This window comes from Synechococcus sp. CBW1002 (assembly GCF_015840915.1).
GTDB lineage: Bacteria > Cyanobacteriota > Cyanobacteriia > PCC-6307 > Cyanobiaceae > CBW1002.
Window position 1 is genome coordinate 834,738 of sequence record NZ_CP060398.1, and the last position, 17,806, is coordinate 852,543.

Sequence of the window (17,806 nt, forward strand, 5' to 3'; positions counted from 1 at the left end):
CAGCTTCGCCTTGATGAGCACGCCCCATCCCCGCACCCTGCTCGGCGTGATCAACCTCTCGCCGGAATCGATGGTGAGCGACTCGGTGGTGGCGGGCACGGAGCAGCTCCTGCAACGGGCCGCCTGGTTGCACAGCCAGGGCTGCGCCGTGCTCGATCTGGGTGCCCGCTCGATCACGCCGACGGCGGCGATGATCGACGACGCCGAAGAACAGCGGCGGCTGCTGCCCGCCCTGGGCCGGCTGCTGCAGGAGGGCTATCGGGTGTCGGTGGACACCTGGAGTTCGCAGACGGTGCGCGTCGCCCTGGAGGCCGGCGCCACCGCCATCAATTTCACCGGCGCAGACATCGAGCCCTCGGCCCTGGCGGCGGTGGCGGCAGCCGGCGCCTCATTGATGCTCACCTACATGCCCTATGGCGACGCCTACCGCATGCGCACTGCCACTCCGGTGCCCTACCGGTTGCAGGGGCTGCTCGATCACCTCGACCCGCGGGTGGAGCAGGCCCGGGCCGCCGGCGTGGGTGAGGTGATCATCGATCCCAACCTCGGCATCATCCACCCCGCCACCGACGATGTCGGCAAGATCCAGCTGCAGAACAGCGTGCTCTGGAACCTGGATGTGCTGCGCAAGCTGGGCTGCCCGATCCTGCTCTACGCCGCCCGCAAGCCCGAGCGGCTGGCGCGCATCCTGTTCGCCTCGAATGTGCTCTTCGCCGGCGCCGACTGGATCCGCACCCACCATCCCGACATGATCCAGGCACTGCTGACGGCGGCGACGCCATGAGCGACCTGCCCCTGCACGGCCGGGTGGCCCTGGTCACCGGTGGCGGGCGCCGCACCGGCCGGGCGATCGCCCTGGCCCTGGCGGGCGCTGGCGCCGATGTGGTGGTCCATTACCGGCACAGCGAAGCCGAGGCCCGTGAGGCGGTGGAGCAGGTGGAGCGGCTGGGGCGGCGCGGCCTGGCCCTGGCGGCTGATCTGGCGGATGCTGAAGCCACCGCAACCGCCTTCGCCACAGCGGTGGAGCGGCTGGGGCGGCTCGACATCCTGGTGAACAACGCGGCCGGCATCGTCTGGAAGCCGCTGGGGGAGATGGATGTGGCCGACTGGCATCGCAGCATCGACGACACCCTCCACATCACTTACCACGCCTGCCGTGCCGCCCTGCCATGGATGCGCCACCAGGGGTACGGCCGCATCGTCAACCTGATTGATGTCGACGCCGATGCGCTGATGGCGGTGCCGATGGTCACCCCCTACAAGATCGGCAAGACCGGCGTGCTGCAGCTCAGCCGCACACTGGCCGTCACGGAGGCTCCGTACGGCATCACGGTCAACGGCGTTTCACCCGGCACCCTGGAGAACTCGGAGCGCAAGCCGCCGCTCGAACGAATCCCGGCCGGCCGCTACGGCAGAACCGAGGAGGTGGCGCGGGCGGTGCTGTTCCTGGCCGATCCGGCCAGCGGCTACATCACCGGAAGCAACATCAAGGTCTCAGGCGGTTATCTGATCTGACGTGACCTGATCTGACACGAGCTGATCTGTCGTGACCTGATCCGACATGACCTGTTCAGCCATCACCGCGTAGTGATCAGACATGTCCGCGTCCAGATAGCTTTGGATTAATCGGCGCGTGAAGCTGTTGAGCGGATAATCGAGCGCCTGCTGTGGGGATACCCAGGCCCATTCGGCGATCTCGTGATTAGGGCTGACGGCGGTTGTGGCGCTGAAGGCGTAGTAGTTGATCAACATGAAGTGCACAGGACGGTGGAATTGTGCATCTTCCACGGCTTCCTGCAGCAGGGCGAACTGCACGGACGCCAGCTCCAGGCCAACCTCCTCCCGCAATTCACGCCGCAGTGCGCTGTCGAGGGTTTCACCCCATTCCACCTTTCCGCCGGGCACGCCCCAGCTTCCGCGCCACTTGAGCGTGCGCACAATCAGCACACGCAGGCATGGCCCTGTGACCAAGGCGCCGACGGTGGGAATGGGGTAAACCATGGTCCCCGCTGACACCGCGGCCACGCTACCGCCACTGCATCGCGGACAGGATCCCGTGGCAGGAACGCATCACCTCATGGGCGCAGCATCGGCACGGTGACCCGGCGTGATAAAGCGATCAGAACCGTGACCAGAACCAGCATCAGCAGGATCAGCCAGCCCATCCCATGCAGCACACTCATGATCGCCTCAATCGTGGGAGTGGCATTCCTGCCGATGACTGTCATCAGCAGCTGCCTGGAGATGCCGTACTGGCCCTCCAGCACCTCACGACCATGGCCGCTGGCCACAAGTCGGGAGATGGTTTGGATCACCGCGTCAGATAAGGGCAGGGTCTTGAGCTGCTGCTCAAGCGTGCTGCGGAAGGTGCCGAGCAGCACATTCACCGCCAGAGCTGAACCCAACGACCAGGCAGAGGTGGCCAGAACGTGACGCACCGCTTCCAGATTGGCCAGCAATGGCTTATCGGTCATGGCTGTGATCGTGGAGGCGAGCCCCACCCTCACGAACGTGAGAAAGAACGAGAAGGATGCCGTCGCTGAGGCAATCACCAGGATGGGCACCTGGGATGGAGCCATCACGAAGGTGATCGGCAAGATCAGACAGCCCAGCAGGCCCAGTCCAACGCTCCTGGCCATGCCGATCCGGGAACTGACAGCAGCGAACACAAAGGAGCTGGCAATTCCCGCCAGGCTGGCCAGGGTCATCCAGGCTGAGATACTGGCGAGATCAAGCTGATAGCGAATCGCCAGAAAGCGATCGGCGCAGTATCGGTAGTCAATTGAGAATAGTGCCGCCAGAGCCAGAAGCAGCAGACCAATTCTTGGGTTGATCAGAAATCTGAATCCGCCGGCGATCGAGCCTGATCGCCGCAGGGACATGGCCGTGAGCATCATCAGGGCGATGATCAGAGCCATGCCGGCAGGCACCCAGGTCGGCTGGAACGCGTGGATGATCGGCAGCGTGCTGATCAGGGACGCGCAGCCTCCTGCAGCCAGCAGGACGATCCAGTCACTGGCCTGGACCTGGGCGTGCTGGGCAGCCGCTTCGCGTCTGTCGGGGCGGACGAAAACCTGCAGCAGCAGCAGCGTCAGCAGGAACAGACCTCCCCACAGCCCGCCGATCACGACAGCACTGTTCTCGGTCCGCACCAGGATCCAGCTGTTGAGGATCGGCGAGGCCACAAAGGCCAGGCTGTTGGCCAGCGTGTTGGCCGCGACGAGCACAGAAATCTGCTGCGCATCAGCGGCGCCACCGCAGAGCATGGCGAAAGAAGAAACCCGCACGCAGCCGTCGGCACAGCCCATCAGAACCAGCCCGATGGCGAGCGTGACCAGGCCCGCATGGCCTGCCAGCAGCAAGCAGCCTGCAATCCAGAGGGCAAGGCCGGCAGCCAGGCAGCGTTTCGCGCCAAGCAAGCGGCAGAGCGTGCTGGCACAGAAGACGATCAGCAGGCCGCTGGCGATCGCTGTGCAACGCAGCAGGTTGACCTGAGCTGTGGTGATGCCGAGCTGCGGCTGCAGATCCAGCAGCACAAACAAGATGCCGATCACGGAAAAGGTGCTGACCAGCGTGGCCAGCAGGCTGACGCCGATCGGCGCCAGTTCTCCCGGGGGCAGCCATGGGTGGAGAGGTCCCGGCCGCTTGGCCATCGACAGGCTCGTGTCTGCGCCGATCATCCCAGCCGTTTTCCGGGATCGTCTGGAACCAGCACCACCGTCACTGATGGTGAGCCACGAGCTGATGCAGCGGCCTGATGTCCCGGCCTGATGCCCTGGTCAGCGGAGACCAGGCCCCATGGGAAAATCCGCGATTCCCCAGCAACTTCACCATGCGCAGCCACGGGTGCGGCGACCTGCGTGCCGACCACGCCGGCCAGGACGTGCAGCTCAGCAGCGTCCCGTGGAGTGGTGTAACTCAGGAGGAGCAGTCCCGGCGTAGCCGGGACTGACGGCTCGCCTCCCTCAGTTCTCTGTTATGGCAATGGGTGGGCCGGTCTGTGACCCTGTTCGGAGCACTACCACCAAACCGAACACAGACCATGACCCTTTCCCATAGTGGCGCCTCCGAGCTGAGACAGCTCATGGAGGGCACCACCGCTGGCGCGTTGATCCCGGAGATCGTGCGTCGGGGCTTTCAGGACCTGCTGGAGGCCGAGGTTTCCGCGCTCACCGGAGCCCAACTCCACGAGCGTTGCCCCGATCAGCGCTCTACGCACCGCAACGGCTACCGCAGGCGACTGCTCACCACCCAGGTGGGCGACCTGACCCTGGCCATCCCAAAGCTGAGGCAGGGCAGCTTCTTGCCCGACTGGCTGGCGCCCCGACGGCGGATCGACAAGGCCCTCTACGCCGTGGTGATGGAGGCCTACACCGGCGGCATCTCCACCCGCAAAGTCGACGCCCTGGTGGAGGCTCTGGGCGGCGACTTTGCGGCATCTCCAAATCGGAAGTGAGTCGCATCTGCCAGGGCCTTGATGAGCAGGTCAAAGCCTTTCTGGGCCGGCCACTGGAGCATGCCAGCTTCCCCTACGTCTACCTCGACGCGACCTACCTTCACGGCCGTCTGGGCCGCAACATGCAGGTGGTCTCCCGGGCGGTGGTGGTGGCGATCGGGATCAATGCCCTCGGCTACCGCGAGGTACTGGGAATCGCCGTGGGCGACAGCGAAGCCGAGGGCTTCTGGCGCCAGTTCCTGGGCTCACTCAAAGAGCGTGGCCTGACTGGCACGCGGCTGGTGATTTCGGATGCCCACCTGGGGCTGACAGCCGCGATCAAGCGCATGTTCCAGGGCAGCAGCTGGCAGCGGTGCCGAGTGCACTTCCTGCGCAACCTCCTGAGTCATGTCCCAAAGGTTGGCCAGGACATGGTGGCGGCGGCGATGAAAGCGGTGTTCGTGATCCAGAAGCCTGAGCAGGTCAGAGCCCACTGGCAGCAGGTCACCGAGATGCTGCGCAAGCAGTTCCCCGGCGCCGTGCCCGTGATGGAAGACGCCCGGGACGACGTGCTGGCCTTCCTGCACTTCCCCCAGGAGCACTGGCGCAAGATCTGGAGCACCAACCCGCTCGAGCGCCTCAACAAGGAGTGAGGTGGTCTGGCTTTTCTGGACAGGCCCCATCGTTAACCTCTGAGGCGGGGTACCGCCCCTGAAAGGGGCTCCCACCGATGAGCAAGCGCCGCGCCCACAGCCCCGAGTTCAAGGCCAGGGTCGCCATGGAGGCGATCAGTGGCCGCAAGACGATCCAGGAGATCGCCGCCGACCACGCCATCCACCCGATCCAGGTGAGCCAGTGGAAGCGGCAGCTCCTGGACGGTGCCAGCGAGCTCTTCACCCGAGGCAAGAAGACCAAGGACAAGGAGGAGGGGCAGGCCAAGGAGGCGGAGCTGTTCCAGCAGATCGGACGGCTGCAGATGGAGCTGGAGTGGCTCAAAAAAAAGTCTCAACTGCTCTGATGCCCGTGAACTGCGCAAGCTGGTCGATCACGACCACCCCGAGCTCAGCATCAGCAGGCAGTGTGCGCTGCTGGGGCTGCCTCGATCCACGCTGTACTACCGGCCGACACCGGTCCGTGTATCGACGCTGCGGATCATGGCCAGGATCGATGCTCTCTACCTGGAGGATCCCTGCAGCGGCAGCCGCCGGATGGTGGACTATCTGGCCCAAGATGGTATCCCGATCAGCCGAGATCGAGTGCGAAACCTCATGCGGCGCATGGGATTACGGGCGATCTACCAGAAGCCCCGGACGACGGTTCCAGGTGATCCGTCCGTGCGGTTCCCCTGCCTGGTGGACCTCACGCAGGTCACGTCGGTGGATCAGGTCTGGGCGACCGACATCACCTACATCCCTCTGCAGAAAGGGTTCCTCTATCTGGTGGCGATCATGGATCTCCATTCCAGGCATGTGCTCAGCTGGAGGCTCTCCAACAGCCTTGACACGAAGTTCTGTCTGGAGGCCCTGGAGATGGCCTTGGGAGGCGGCCGTAGGCCAGAGATCGGCGCCTATCAGCAAAGATGTCCGCTCAGGGTACTGATCTGAGTACCTCAGAAAGCCTACTCCGGATGGAGGATCATGGGCTTCGAGATCGGATGTTGATCGTCATCGCGCGTTGATCAGGAGCGCAGGCTTGAGCGGCCGGCCCCCGGTCGGAGGCTGAGGCCGGCCCGCCTCTTGCGGGCGGTCCAACCACAACCCCCTGGGGCCTGGGTTTCTGATCTTCAAGCAGCGACAGTGTCCTGCGGTCTGGGATGGTTGACCCGCACGACTGTTGGCTGAGCCCAATCGCGAGGTGGCCTGGCCCAGCGGCGTGGATGTTGCGCACGCGCCTGCTCATAGGTCTGCTGACGGACTCTGCAGATCGCGTCAGCTTCTCCGTAGTGACGTTGATTGGGCGTCACATACTTGATGCCGCTGTGACGATGCTCAGCGTTGTACCAGTCAACAAAACCATCGACCCAGGCACGCACTGAGAGAAGATCCCGGAAACGACGCACTGGATAGCTCTGGTGATATTTCATGGTTCGGAACCATGACTCAACGTAGGCGTTGTCATTGCTCACCCGCGGCCGCGAGAATGACAGGGAGATGCCGAGCTCGGCCAGCTTGGCGGCCAAGGTGTAGGAGCGCATGGGTGCTCCGTTATCGGCGTGCAGGATCGTGGTCGACCCCGAGCTGATCCCTTCATCACGGCAGACACGATCAAAGAAGTGCTTGGCCAGTTCGCCGCATTCACGATCGTGCACCTCAACGCCAAGGATGCGCCGGCTCCACACATCCATCACCATATAAAGGTAGTAGAATTGACCCTTCACAGGCCCCGGCAACAGGGTGATATCCCAGGCCAGCACTTGATGGATGCCCGTTGCCTCCAGCACGGGTGGCTCTCTTGGCTCCCGCGGTGGGCGGCTCCTGCCGCGATGATTTAACAGGCCTTCCTGGCGCATGATGCGGTAAATCGTTGACTCCGATCCCACGTAGACTCCCTCCTCGGCAAGGATCGCCACGATCTGACCAGGCGTGAGATCGGCAAAGCGTGGATCGTTGACAGTGGACAACACCTGTTGGCGCTCCTCCTCGCTGAAACGATGCATGACATGCCTGGACGCTCCCTTGCGTTGATCGCAGCTGAATCCCTGGGTCCGAATCATCAAGCCCCATCGCCTCAGCGTGCGTGTCGCCAGGCCGAAAAGATCAGCAATGGCCTTGGCCGAAAGGCCACGACTGATGCCTTCCTGTAGAAGCGCGACGATCGCACCGCGATCGCCAGACGGAATCAAGGATCCTCGTCCGGTTGAAAGATCTGGTTGAACTTTTTTGAGAGCATCAACAACGTCGCCGCTTCTGTCAGTGCTTTTTCTTTCTTCTGCAATTCACGCTCCAGCTGGCGATTCCGCCGGACCAGTTCCTGATTCTTGCGTTGCAGTTCCCGCTGATCAGCCATGCTCGGCGCGCTGGGGCCATTGGCATCCTCGGCGGCCTGGCGCCAACGGGCAACCTGCTTGGGGTACAGCCCCCGCTCCCTGCAGAACGACCCGAGCTCGCTTCCGTTCAGTCCTGCGGCCTGGATCACGGCTGCCAGCTTGTCGGCAGCGCTCCACTGCTCCGGCGGCCGGTTCGTGGCAGGCACCAGCTGGCCCTGCTTCTGCCACTGGCTCCGCCAGTTGTAGATGGTCTGCGCCGTGATCCCGGTGTCGCGGGCGATCTCAGCCACGCTCTCAAGGTTCGGAGGGCTCATCCGCAGGCGGACGGCTTGCCGCAGAGCGGCGTCATAGGGCGGTTGCATAGTCGTCGGTTGGGCCCCCAGGTGGACGGGTCAAACCGAGCGGACTTCTTTGCTGACACTGGGGGGATCTTCCACTCCGATCAAGGCTGTCAGTTCACGTCCGCTGACTTTGTGGCCAGACTCAAAGGGGAGCGGATCCAGATCAGCTGGTCCGGCAGAAAGCGGTGCTACGACAACATCCTTGTTGAACGGCTGTGGAGGACTGTCAAGTACGAGGAGGTCTACCTACGGGCATACAGCGATGGCTGGGACGCTGAAATCAGCCTGGCCCGCTTCCTGTGGCGGTATTGCCATGTAAGACCTCACAGTTCCCTTGGAGGCAAAACTCCCCACGCGGTCTACACTGAGGCCGAACCATGTTCCACCCGTCCTGGGTTAACGATGTCAGGGGCCGGAACTGTCCAATAAAAGGCACCCACCTCAGAGATCAAACGCCGCACCAACGTGGTCGGCATCTTCCCCAATGACGCCGCGATCGTGCGGTTGGTGGGCAGTCAGCTGCTGGAGCAGCAGGAGGAATGGCAGCTGGAGCGCCGCCGCTTCTTCTCCGAGGCCACCATGGCCAAAATCCCCGAGCTCGAGGAAATGTTGAAGCCCACCGATGGTGATCCGGCCAAGCGGGCGGCAGTAGCCATGAGCTGAAACGCACCAACTCCTTCCTCGATCTACACGAATCCCCTCGATCGCTGAGTTGCACATTCAGCGATCAGGGTTCATAGTGGAACGATGGAGCTGCGCAATCAGCTCCCAAGCAGTCATCCCCTGACTGCTCCTGATCACCCTCCTGAAAGGGTCACAGGACCTCCTGAGTTACACCACTCGCAGGGGCGCTACCTGCAGCTCTGCGGCTGGGTGGACCGGCGCCGCGATCACGGCGGCGTGATCTTCATCGACCTGCGCGACCGCAGCGGCACCGTGCAGATCACGGTGGACCCCGACCTGGGAGCCGATGCCTTCGCGGTGGCCGAGCACCTGCGCAACGAAACCGTGATCCAGGTGGCGGGCACCGTGCGCGCCCGGCCCGGTGAATCGCTCAACGAGAAGCTGGCCACGGGCGCGGTGGAGGTGCTGGCCGCCACCATCTCGGTGCTCAATTCCGTCAAGGGGAATCTGCCCTTCCCGGTCTCGGTGCACGACGAGGAGAACACCCGCGAGGAGCTGCGGCTGCGCCACCGCTACCTGGATCTGCGTCGCGAGCGCATGAACGGCAACCTGCGCCTGCGCGCCCAGACCATCCAGGCCGCCCGCCGTTTCCTCGAAGACCAGGGCTTCATCGAGGTGGAAACGCCGGTGCTGACCCGCTCCACCCCCGAGGGCGCCCGCGACTACCTGGTGCCCTCCCGTGTCTGCGGCGGTGAATGGTTCGCCCTGCCCCAATCGCCCCAGCTGTTCAAGCAGCTGCTGATGGTGGGCGGCATCGAGCGCTACTACCAAGTGGCCCGCTGCTTCCGCGACGAAGACCTGCGCGCCGATCGCCAGCCGGAATTCACCCAGCTGGACATGGAAATGAGCTTCATGGACCAGGAGCAGATCCTCGAGCTCAACGAATCCCTGATCGCTTCCATCTGGAAAACCGTGAAGGGCGTGGAGCTGCCCCGCCCCTTCCCGCGCCTCACCTGGCATGACGCCATGGAGCGCTACGGCACCGACCGCCCCGACACCCGCTACGGCATGGAGCTCACCAACGTGAGCGACCTGGTGGCCGACATGGGCTTCAAGGTGTTCAGTGGCGCCGTGGCCGCCGGCGGTTCGGTGAAGTGCATTGCCGTGCCCGGCGGCAATGACGCCGTGAGCAACGTGCGGATCAAGCCCGGCGGCGATGTGTTCAGCGAGGCCCAGAAAGCCGGTGCCGGCGGCCTGGCCTTCATCCGCGTGCGCGAGGGCGGCGAGATCGACACGATCGGCGCCATCAAAGACAACCTCTCCGAGGAGAAGAAAGCCGAGCTGCTGCAGCGCACCGGCGCCGAGCCCGGCACCCTGATCCTGTTCGGCGCCGGCGACACCGCCACGGTGAACAAGGCCCTCGATCGGGTGCGCCAATACCTGGCCCGCGAGCTGGGCATGGTGAAGCCCGACAGCGAGAACGACAGCTGGAACTTCCTCTGGGTGGTGGATTTCCCGATGTTTGAGTTCAACGCCGACGAGAACCGCTACGAGGCGCTGCACCACCCCTTCTGCGCCCCCAACACAGACGACCTGGGCAACGACCCATCCGCCTGGGCCGACACCCTGCCGGGCGCCCGCGCCCAGGCCTACGACCTGGTGCTCAACGGCCTGGAGCTGGGCGGCGGCTCCCTGCGCATCCACGATTCCGCCCTGCAGCGCCAGGTGCTCCAAACCGTTGGCCTCCCCCTGGAGGAAGCCAATCAGCAGTTCGGCTTCCTGATGGAAGCGCTCGACATGGGCGCCCCGCCGCACGGCGGCCTGGCCTTTGGTCTTGATCGCATGGTGATGCTGCTGGCCGGTGAGGAATCCATCCGCGACACCATCGCCTTCCCCAAGACCCAGCAGGCCCGCTGCCTGATGACCGGCGCCCCCGGCGGTGTGGCCGCCAAGCAGCTCGAGGAGCTGCATGTGGCCAGCACCTGGGTGGACGAGGACGCCGAGGGATAGCGCGCTGGTCTGGGCGGGAATGTTGAGCTGCTGCAGCGTGCCTCCACATCATCCCGGAGCAAATGGACAAGGCGGATTTTTCAATCCGCTCTCCGTTCTCGCTCAAGGGGGCTTTGACCCCAAGTCGTCGTCGAAGAAAACACTGAGAAAGGAAAGCCGTTCGTTGCTAAACGGTCCGTGACCCTCTAAGACGCGCCAGTAGGAAACAGACGAAAAGCACCGAAGCATTGCCGATCACAAAGACACCACTCGCGATGCGACGTGCGGGCGCGAAGGTGATCGACTGGGGCGCCTCAACCATCAACGCCATACGCAACGAAGGGATCCAGCGATAGGCCCCCAGGACGGGCACACCATGGGCATCCAAATATGCACCACTGCCGGAGAAACCATCCATCGCACGAAGGATTGCGGTGCTGGACAAGGGGGGGAGCAACCTGTCTTTCCGAGGGATAGAGGGCGCAAGTCCATTGGAGCGCTCGGCGTGAACTTCGGTGATGGTGCCGAATCCCGTCTGTCCAACCAACGTGACCGAAACGTCGCCCGAGCGAGAATCTTGGCGGACGCGCCGCATTAAGACGCCTAGATCCAGACCAGCAGCGAGCACTCCCAAACGCCTTTTGGATCGACAGTCAGTGATGCGATCATCAACAGGGCCAGCGCACAAGGGCAACGCCAGAGTGATGGCAGGCAGGCCAGTCCCTCCATCTGTATATAAGTTGTAGGGCTTGGTTTCCAGCTCATGCGGATGCAAGAGCGTGGTGGTATTCGCTAGAGGACGATAATAACCGAGCAGTCCAGGTTGGGTTGAATACACGATAATGCCACCATTGGAAAGCAATGACGTCGACACCCGCAAGGATGAGGTCGCGCGGAATGCAGCGTCCAAGGTCAACTCAGCCGGCGAGGGCGGCGCGGCACGGGAACGACGTGGGGCCGCCAGCACGTCACGACCGGCCTCAAGGACGGTTTTGTCTCCAAGCTGCTGGCGCAGGGAACTCCGCTGATCGATCAGCCAGGCATCCACACGCCTCATCCGATCATCAGCAATAGCATCAAGATGATGCAACTCAGAACGACCAAGCCGTGCAGCGTAGAACTGATAAACAGTTAACGTTGCAATACCGACAAAGAAACATGCCCCGAGGCCAACACGTAGCAGCGATCGATCTATTGCCACCATTTTTGAAAAATCACTCCAATGGCCTTCATCGCATCATCTGCCGCTTGGGCAACAGGCAAGCGTTTCTCAGCGACGGCTTGGATTGCCTTCCCCCAGATCATTTGATTCATGACCTCGCTATAGGCAGGATTAAGGACATTCAAAGGAAGCTGCGTATGACGCAAAGATTCGCGAGCAACACGAAGATGCGGATCATCGGAGCCGGCCCAATCCGACTGATTCCACAATGACTTGAGCACAGGAAGAAAACGACCACTAGCGCCCTTCAGGAGCGTAGCAACATTTGCAGGACGGACCAAATAAGAGATGAAGCTCTCAGCCTCTCGATAACGAGGCGAATCAGCAAATATCACCACAGAATTCATCCTCGGAATAGCATTCATTGGCCTGCCACTGAGCGTCTTAGGCCAAGCTGTGCTCTTGAGACGCTTGACATACGTGAGCTCATCCGACATCTGAGAACCCGGTATTGACAACGTAGGATTAGCGGTCATAAGAGACAAGCTGCTCAGAAAACTGATATTGTTGTCAGCATCAGACCAGTCCACTGCCTCGGGCGGCACGAATCCATCTCGGTATTGATCGGTATAGTCTGACAAAGCAGACACTACCTTTTTGTGAAGACCAAGATCATCAATCATGAGCTTCCCTGAAGCGTCGACAAGATTGGCACCATGAGCTTGGAGAAAGTACTCAAAGATCTCAGTTGTATCGTTTGCCAAGGGTGACATCGGCAACCCAATGCCGTAAACGTCAGCAAAACCACGACGCCTCAATCGCCCCTGTGCTTCGGACCACAAAGACCAGAACGCCTCCCAGTCGCCGGGAATACCAACACCCATCTGCGCTTCAGCAAGGAGATCCTCCCAATAGTGGATATTTGCAAACTGCATCGAGATTGGCATCCCGACGACAGACGACTGATTAGTTCGCTGATTCCTATAGGTGACGGAACGCAGAACGCCGGGTAAAAAGTCTGCTTCTAGGGGGTCAACAATCCGACTTTGATCGGCAAGCAAGCCCTGTCTCGCCAGCTGGGGCAGCGCCATACTGCTCAAACCATAGCCATATAAAATGTCTGGATGAGGGCCACCTCGACCTGCAGCGATAGCTCGAGCAACGATTTCCGTCTCGTTAAAAAAGCTGAGCTTGACATCAGCACGGCTTTGTTCCTTCCAGCGATTAACAATCAGCTCGATCGCGTCCGCTTCTTCAGGGTAGTAACCCTCTGTCCACCAAATCTCAAGCGGCCTATTTGAGGAACCACCAATCATCGAAGTACGTCCACAGGCTGCAAGCAACGCAGACGTCGTACCGGTGATCAGAAAACTACGACGTTTCATCAATGGGGGAGCCGTGTGAAAGAAATGTACGGAACGTGCAGCATGGCTGGCTGCTTGCATGAAGCAATTATCACGAGTCTGAGCGGACTTGTCACCATGTAGTCAGAACCGACACCCACACGGGGAGCAGGAGCATGAGCAGCAATGTACTCAGAGCCAAGGCTGCTACAACTCGATCACGGGTGAGTCCATAGCGCTCAGCCAAGACGAGAGTGGCGAAGCCACAGGGCATAGAGGCCTGTAAAACGAGCACAAGGCGAGGAGGTCCTTCAACACCAACGCAGGTCAGAGCTGCAGCAACAACCACAGGCACAAAAATCATTTTGATGGCAACAGGTTGGATTGCCAGCCGCAGATGACTGAATCTAACGAGTTGCTGAAGGCGCATCCCCATAACAACAAGGCACAACATGATTGAAGACCATGCCAGGCCACTCAGGACTTGAGAAAATAGTTGATTGAATTCGACCGTCTTCAATCCCAAGCCAAGGACAAAAGCGAATAGACTCGGATTAGTCAAGAGTTCACGCGTCGCAGTTCGCAAACGCTGCTCTCTTGTAAGGTCCGCTTTGGAGTCCCAGCTCGCGATCAACAAACCGAGACCATACGAGGCGAAGAATGTCCCCAACACATCATACAGCACCGCCCAGCTAAAATATGCTTCGCCAAGCTGAGGCAAAAGCAAAACAATCGGTATACCAAGATAGCTCGTATTACCAAGATAACTGAGCAAGAGAAATGAAGCTCGATCCTTCTGGTCACGCACCCGTTGCGTGACAGTCAACACAAGAACAGCCACTGAGATTGCCAACCCCATTGCGCACCATGCGACAATGGGAGCCAATAGAATCTCGAGAGAGAAGCCAGCACTTCTAACAAAGTTAACGATACATATCGGTATTCCGATATGGAAAAGATACCTTCCAAATGCATTGGCCAGGCTCCGCTGCGGGGTGGATGAACGGTGCCAGTTGGAGGGCAGAAAACGAGAAGATGCACCAATACCAGCACTCAGCAGAACACCAATCAGAATCGCAGAAAAGATTGGTAGATAGACAGAATGCAGGAGTTGAAGCAGAAAGTGAATGCTCATGAAAGAGGCTCTAGGAGAATGGGATTCTGAATAAACCCGCAGAAACCTTTCCTGGCGTGACCACGCAACAGTTGATGAGCCGTATAGCAGCTTTGAAGAGCCTGGGAGGGAGACTGCTGGCGTAGATCAACCCCTGAGACTCCCAGCAAATCAAGCCTGAAAGGAGGATCTGGAGGCAACTCCTCAAACCAGGCAGGAGACTTCAAACAACGCAAATCGGGACTAAGCATTTCGATATAGGCGATAACCGCTGGATTGTCTGTAGCGATCACAAAACGCTCGAACCGCTGAAGAATCAATAAAAAACGAAGAGCCCGCTGTCCTCCTTCCGCGAACGCATATGCCGACAAAGACCCCCTCCAATCAGATGCTTCATGCTGCACAGCGGACCAATTCGCTGCCATACAATGAGCCATGAGCGAACGAATACGACGCCCCAAAATCCCTGGAATATCCTTATAGCGATTTAGTCGCATGTACATTTTCTTCTGCACCTCGATGCATTGATTATTGGCAGTCCCGAGTGACTGAACATGCTGAGCTAGCTTGCTGAGGGACAGGAGAAAGTCGTCTTGAATACTCATTAGCCGAAGATAACAATACCAACGTGTAAGTACGCGATTTCTCGACTGTTTCATCAATCGTGCTGTGCAACCTGGTTGCTTGGTCAGTAGCATGAGCTCCGCCTGAATACACTCAGCCAAAACATCGAGATGTCGCTTGGTACCACGATTTCCAATACCATCTGCATTGGCGACTTCATGGCAAGTGTTGAACAAGAATGCGGTGCGCAGAGGAGAAGACCGGCTTAAGACAGGATGTCTAGGATGATCAGCGGCACACAGCAAATGAAGACTACGGCAACCTGCGAGTAAATCAGTCGACTTGCTGATTTCTGGATCTGAGATGACAAAATCCAGGGGCTTACCAACTCGGCATGTACGCTCTTGATGGAGTTGAGATGTAAGCACAACGCGCTCAGCATCCTTTTCTCCAATCCAAACACCATGTACAGCAGAATCTGAAGGCTCCAGACAGACAACCGAGAAGCCAAGAGGTGGCACACCCAAGTGAGAAGACAGGAGAGCCTGTATAATGGCCTTAGCGTAATAGTCAAGCAGTTGAACAAATCGACTATCTATCAATCGCCTCTTGACTGCTGAATCCGTTAACACATGGATATCATGCGTATGATGAATAATAGATTGATTGCCCAATCCAATCACTAGCATTTTATGAAGTCCACCACTACCGCTTCGCGACTCGTAAGGATGAAGCTCAGTATTTCCTGCAACGACAATGAGATGGCTCTCCCATAGGACAGAGGGCAGATCTAATCGCAACGTTCCCGGACCGATCCACGCGGGCTTTGCAACATTCAAGGATCTTGAAGGAAGTGGCTGCAATGTGGTCTGCTCAAGGATCGGAATCGAACGCTGTTGCAACGCAAGCAAGCGATCGACGCCGAGCAGATTGCCAATACGTTCTAGGCCCATTGGCGGATGACTACCAAGGCCAAATACCACAGTCAACGATAGATCGGGTCGGCTATCGACAAGAGCAAGCAGAGTGTCGATAGCCAGATGGGAAGCCTCAGATCTACGCGTGTGATCAGGCAAAACAAGAAGGACTCGCTTTTCTCCTGCCTTTAGCGAAGACAGTCGTACCGATAGTGCGTGGCGTAAGCGCTTCCTGATCTGCAGAGGATGAACTTCTTCTCGTTCACCCGCTCGAGGAAGCAAGAGTTCCGAATCGCGAGGCAAATCAACCGAATAGGCCGGGAAACTTTGCAGCGATACCGGGATACTCATCTCAACACTCGTGGTTTCGTGAATCGCATGACCATCAGCGTCATATCATCGAACTGATCGGCATCGTTAATATGTTCGGACACATTTGTCTTGATCTCCGAAGCGATTTGATCGGCCGTTAAGGAATCAGACATTGCCAGCAGCATCGATTCGAGCCGATCCATTCCAAATGGATCGCCAGAGGGCGAGCGCGCATCAATGATGCCGTCTGAAAAAATAACGAGCACATCACCCGGATCGAGCTGAACATCTCGTAGCTCATACGTTGCGCCCTGGAAGAGGCCCATCGCTGGACCTTTGGCATCCAGCCTTAAACAATGATCACCCTTCCTGAGCAAGGGGGTTTCATGACCAGCAGATACATAGCGAAGCCGGCCAGTGTCTGACGCGAAACATGCCAAGAACATCGTGGCAAACATGAAGGTTTCACCATGGTTCTTCGCCATATAGTTATTGACCAGTGAAACAACCTCAGAAAGCGGCGTGTTCGAGGGGCCATGAATTGACTCTTGACTCAGCCCATAACGAACCAGTGTCCTAAAGACACTCATGAACAAGGCTGATGCAACTCCTTTGTCGCAAACATCCGCGACTGCAAGATAGCAAAGATCATCAATCGCCAGAGCATCGAACCAATCAGCACCAATCTCATAAGCAGGGAGAAAATAAGCTGACAGCTCTACGCCCTCAACGACCGGAAGAGACTCAACAATAAAGCTTTTTTGAATCGTCTTAGCTGTCTCTAGCTGTTGATCAGTGACAGCATGAGCCAATGCCTGCTCCAGCAGTTTTTGAAGCTGACCGCCTGTTTGGTTAATACTGGAGTAGAGCTCGCCAAGCTCGCCTGGATAAACCTCATCGAGGTGGGCATTAAAGTCTCCTGTACTGATGGCTTTGATCGCCTTGCCAGCATCCTTAATGGGACGCGAGACTCGCCCGCAGGCAAAAGAAATCGCTAGGGCTGTCACAATAACTGTGACAAGCTGAGCGATAATAAGATTTCTCAGGTTGCGCATGACAGGCGCGAGTATCGTTTCACGATCGACCACAGTTACGCTCAGCCATTCCGACGAGACTGGCAGCACTAACATATAGAAGGGTATTCCATGAACTTCAACAAGGCGAAATTTATCCTGGCCAAGAGATTCTTTCGCCAGCTTGACAAATGGCGCCCAGGAGCTACTCGCCACTCGCTGTGGAGACAAAAGCGAAAGATGGCTATATCTTGCGCCTGAATTCACAGGGAACACAAGATTCCCGCTCTTATTGAGCAAGAAGAATGAGTGCCCTCGGTATTTGCCGACATGTGGCTCAATGGAACCAACAGGTGTGCCGGCTTGTGTCAGCTCGGATTCAGACCCAACCAATAAAAGCCCAGAATCTTCACCCAGCTTCGACAGCGGAATACAGAATGAAAGAATGCCCTGAACCAAAGCATCATCGTTTAGACCATAAACAGGCTGATTAGCCTGAAGGCAAGCATCGAGGCGTCCGTTCGATTGCACTGATGAAACTTTAAAATTGAAGCGCCCAGCGCGAGCATCCCGGAAACCTGGATCCTGAAGAATGCGCTTTTGTTGTAGCGGAATATTGATGACCTGCTCTGAGGCCGAGACAAGCGATCCATCAGCCTCCCATAGTCGCCAGTTCCTCAAGGGGGTTAGCGGGTAGATCGGAGACAGGATCCGTGAAGCCTGCTGCTGATTCATTGAACGAATCGCAGGCGATAGGCTTAGGGAGCGAAGCATCAGACCCACATCTTTTTCCCATGCATGGAAAAATCGATCTAGTGTTTTCGCACGCCGCATCTGATTGGCTTGCTGCTCTGCGACCATACGATCAGCAGCAAAAACAAACAATATGGTGTTCCCAATACCAAAACAGATCACCATTGGGACAACCACACGGGTTGTCAAGCGAAAATTCAGACTATTGACAATGGCTTTGGCACGACCCTGTAAACCCCGACAGCGCATGAGA

17 protein-coding genes and 1 pseudogene are annotated in these 17,806 nt (G+C 58.8%); 9 read left to right on the forward strand and 9 right to left on the reverse strand.

The genetic code is table 11. The features are described 5' to 3' along the window. Positions 1-13 precede the first annotated feature (13 nt). On the forward strand, positions 14-784 hold the full coding sequence (locus H8F24_RS03930; RefSeq protein WP_197171028.1) for a dihydropteroate synthase: 771 nt from the start codon (positions 14-16) through the stop codon (positions 782-784). Beyond that, positions 781-1,515 carry an SDR family oxidoreductase gene (locus H8F24_RS03935; RefSeq protein WP_197171030.1) on the forward strand — a complete coding sequence of 245 codons (735 nt, stop codon included), beginning with the start codon at positions 781-783 and terminating at the stop codon, positions 1,513-1,515. Before H8F24_RS03930 ends, H8F24_RS03935 begins: the two co-directional genes overlap by 4 nt. Here the strand turns inward: H8F24_RS03935 and H8F24_RS03940 are convergent. Next, positions 1,495-2,001 (reverse strand): NUDIX domain-containing protein, encoded by a 507-nt coding sequence (locus tag H8F24_RS03940; protein WP_197158249.1) that lies wholly within the window; start codon positions 1,999-2,001, stop codon positions 1,495-1,497. The two genes, H8F24_RS03935 and H8F24_RS03940, sit on opposite strands and share 21 nt — an antisense overlap. 74 nt (positions 2,002-2,075) lie before the next feature. Then, complete coding sequence (locus H8F24_RS03945) at positions 2,076-3,653, reverse strand: MFS transporter (RefSeq protein WP_197158247.1); 1,578 nt, start codon at positions 3,651-3,653, stop codon at positions 2,076-2,078. Between the two features lie 389 nt (positions 3,654-4,042). Here H8F24_RS03945 and H8F24_RS20085 point away from each other — a divergent pair, with 389 nt between their 5' ends. From H8F24_RS20085 to H8F24_RS19140, 4 genes are all read left to right on the forward strand, one after another. Continuing rightward, positions 4,043-4,456 carry a transposase gene (locus H8F24_RS20085; protein WP_197171032.1) on the forward strand — a complete coding sequence of 138 codons (414 nt, stop codon included), beginning with the start codon at positions 4,043-4,045 and terminating at the stop codon, positions 4,454-4,456. Further along, entirely contained in the window at positions 4,453-5,088 is a 636-nt protein-coding gene (locus H8F24_RS20090) for an IS256 family transposase (RefSeq protein WP_197171034.1), read from the forward strand. Before H8F24_RS20085 ends, H8F24_RS20090 begins: the two co-directional genes overlap by 4 nt. 77 nt (positions 5,089-5,165) lie before the next feature. After that, positions 5,166-5,453, forward strand: coding sequence for a transposase (locus H8F24_RS19135; RefSeq protein WP_231598083.1), 288 nt, complete (start codon positions 5,166-5,168; stop codon positions 5,451-5,453). 136 nt (positions 5,454-5,589) lie between these two features. Continuing rightward, on the forward strand, positions 5,590-6,039 hold the full coding sequence (locus H8F24_RS19140) for an IS3 family transposase (RefSeq protein WP_231598084.1): 450 nt from the start codon (positions 5,590-5,592) through the stop codon (positions 6,037-6,039). A gap of 179 nt (positions 6,040-6,218) precedes the next feature. Here the strand turns inward: H8F24_RS19140 and H8F24_RS03965 are convergent, their stop codons facing one another. Next, entirely contained in the window at positions 6,219-7,277 is a 1,059-nt protein-coding gene (locus H8F24_RS03965) for an IS3 family transposase (protein WP_231597781.1), read from the reverse strand. Beyond that, complete coding sequence (locus H8F24_RS19145) at positions 7,274-7,783, reverse strand: transposase (protein ID WP_197169601.1); 510 nt, start codon at positions 7,781-7,783, stop codon at positions 7,274-7,276. The genes H8F24_RS03965 and H8F24_RS19145 overlap by 4 nt, the downstream gene beginning before the upstream one ends. 21 nt (positions 7,784-7,804) lie before the next feature. On the opposite strand from H8F24_RS19145, the gene H8F24_RS03970 reads away from it, so the two are divergent. The 3 genes and pseudogenes from H8F24_RS03970 to aspS all read left to right on the forward strand — a co-directional run bounded on the left by H8F24_RS03970 (position 7,805) and on the right by aspS (position 10,396). After that, a complete protein-coding gene (locus tag H8F24_RS03970; RefSeq protein ID WP_370594794.1) occupies positions 7,805-8,191 on the forward strand; it encodes a transposase in 387 nt (128 codons plus the stop codon). Positions 8,192-8,206: 15 nt separating this feature from the next. Then, a pseudogene (locus tag H8F24_RS03975) lies at positions 8,207-8,425 on the forward strand (transposase); the annotation flags it as partial. 120 nt (positions 8,426-8,545) lie between these two features. After that, positions 8,546-10,396 carry an aspartate--tRNA ligase gene (gene aspS / locus H8F24_RS03980; RefSeq protein WP_370594811.1) on the forward strand — a complete coding sequence of 617 codons (1,851 nt, stop codon included), beginning with the start codon at positions 8,546-8,548 and terminating at the stop codon, positions 10,394-10,396. 166 nt (positions 10,397-10,562) lie between these two features. On the opposite strand, the gene H8F24_RS03985 is transcribed toward aspS, so the two are convergent. Genes H8F24_RS03985 through H8F24_RS04005 form a run of 5 tightly spaced genes read right to left on the reverse strand, consistent with a single transcriptional unit; the run spans position 10,563 to position 17,742 of the window. After that, positions 10,563-11,579, reverse strand: a complete 1,017-nt coding sequence (locus H8F24_RS03985; protein WP_197171036.1) for a cache domain-containing protein — start codon at positions 11,577-11,579, stop codon at positions 10,563-10,565. Beyond that, positions 11,567-12,982, reverse strand: coding sequence for an ABC transporter substrate-binding protein (locus H8F24_RS03990; protein WP_197171037.1), 1,416 nt, complete (start codon positions 12,980-12,982; stop codon positions 11,567-11,569). Before H8F24_RS03990 ends, H8F24_RS03985 begins: the two co-directional genes overlap by 13 nt. Positions 12,983-13,013: 31 nt before the next feature. Further along, a complete protein-coding gene (locus H8F24_RS03995; RefSeq protein ID WP_197171039.1) occupies positions 13,014-14,015 on the reverse strand; it encodes an AEC family transporter in 1,002 nt (333 codons plus the stop codon). Then, positions 14,012-15,826, reverse strand: a complete 1,815-nt coding sequence (locus tag H8F24_RS04000; RefSeq protein WP_197171041.1) for a lactate racemase domain-containing protein — start codon at positions 15,824-15,826, stop codon at positions 14,012-14,014. Before H8F24_RS04000 ends, H8F24_RS03995 begins: the two co-directional genes overlap by 4 nt. After that, positions 15,823-17,742, reverse strand: coding sequence for a PP2C family protein-serine/threonine phosphatase (locus tag H8F24_RS04005; protein WP_197171043.1), 1,920 nt, complete (start codon positions 17,740-17,742; stop codon positions 15,823-15,825). Before H8F24_RS04005 ends, H8F24_RS04000 begins: the two co-directional genes overlap by 4 nt. Between the last annotated feature and the right edge of the window lie 64 nt (positions 17,743-17,806).

Excerpts from the sequence above, each read along its gene's own strand:
- H8F24_RS03985 (WP_197171036.1), bottom strand. The coding sequence starts at position 11,579 with ATGGTGGCAATAGATCGATCGCTGCTACGTGTTGGCCTCGGGGCATGT.
- H8F24_RS03945 (WP_197158247.1), bottom strand. The coding sequence starts at position 3,653 with ATGGCCAAGCGGCCGGGACCTCTCCACCCATGGCTGCCCCCGGGAGAA.
- H8F24_RS19145 (WP_197169601.1), bottom strand. The coding sequence starts at position 7,783 with ATGCAACCGCCCTATGACGCCGCTCTGCGGCAAGCCGTCCGCCTGCGG.
- H8F24_RS03930 (WP_197171028.1), top strand. The coding sequence starts at position 14 with ATGAGCACGCCCCATCCCCGCACCCTGCTCGGCGTGATCAACCTCTCG.
- H8F24_RS20085 (WP_197171032.1), top strand. The coding sequence starts at position 4,043 with ATGACCCTTTCCCATAGTGGCGCCTCCGAGCTGAGACAGCTCATGGAG.
- H8F24_RS04000 (WP_197171041.1), bottom strand. The coding sequence starts at position 15,826 with ATGAGTATCCCGGTATCGCTGCAAAGTTTCCCGGCCTATTCGGTTGAT.
- H8F24_RS03935 (WP_197171030.1), top strand. The coding sequence starts at position 781 with ATGAGCGACCTGCCCCTGCACGGCCGGGTGGCCCTGGTCACCGGTGGC.
- H8F24_RS03995 (WP_197171039.1), bottom strand. The coding sequence starts at position 14,015 with ATGAGCATTCACTTTCTGCTTCAACTCCTGCATTCTGTCTATCTACCA.
- H8F24_RS19140 (WP_231598084.1), top strand. The coding sequence starts at position 5,590 with ATGGCCAGGATCGATGCTCTCTACCTGGAGGATCCCTGCAGCGGCAGC.
- H8F24_RS03940 (WP_197158249.1), bottom strand. The coding sequence starts at position 2,001 with ATGGTTTACCCCATTCCCACCGTCGGCGCCTTGGTCACAGGGCCATGC.
- H8F24_RS03990 (WP_197171037.1), bottom strand. The coding sequence starts at position 12,982 with ATGCAAGCAGCCAGCCATGCTGCACGTTCCGTACATTTCTTTCACACG.
- H8F24_RS19135 (WP_231598083.1), top strand. The coding sequence starts at position 5,166 with ATGAGCAAGCGCCGCGCCCACAGCCCCGAGTTCAAGGCCAGGGTCGCC.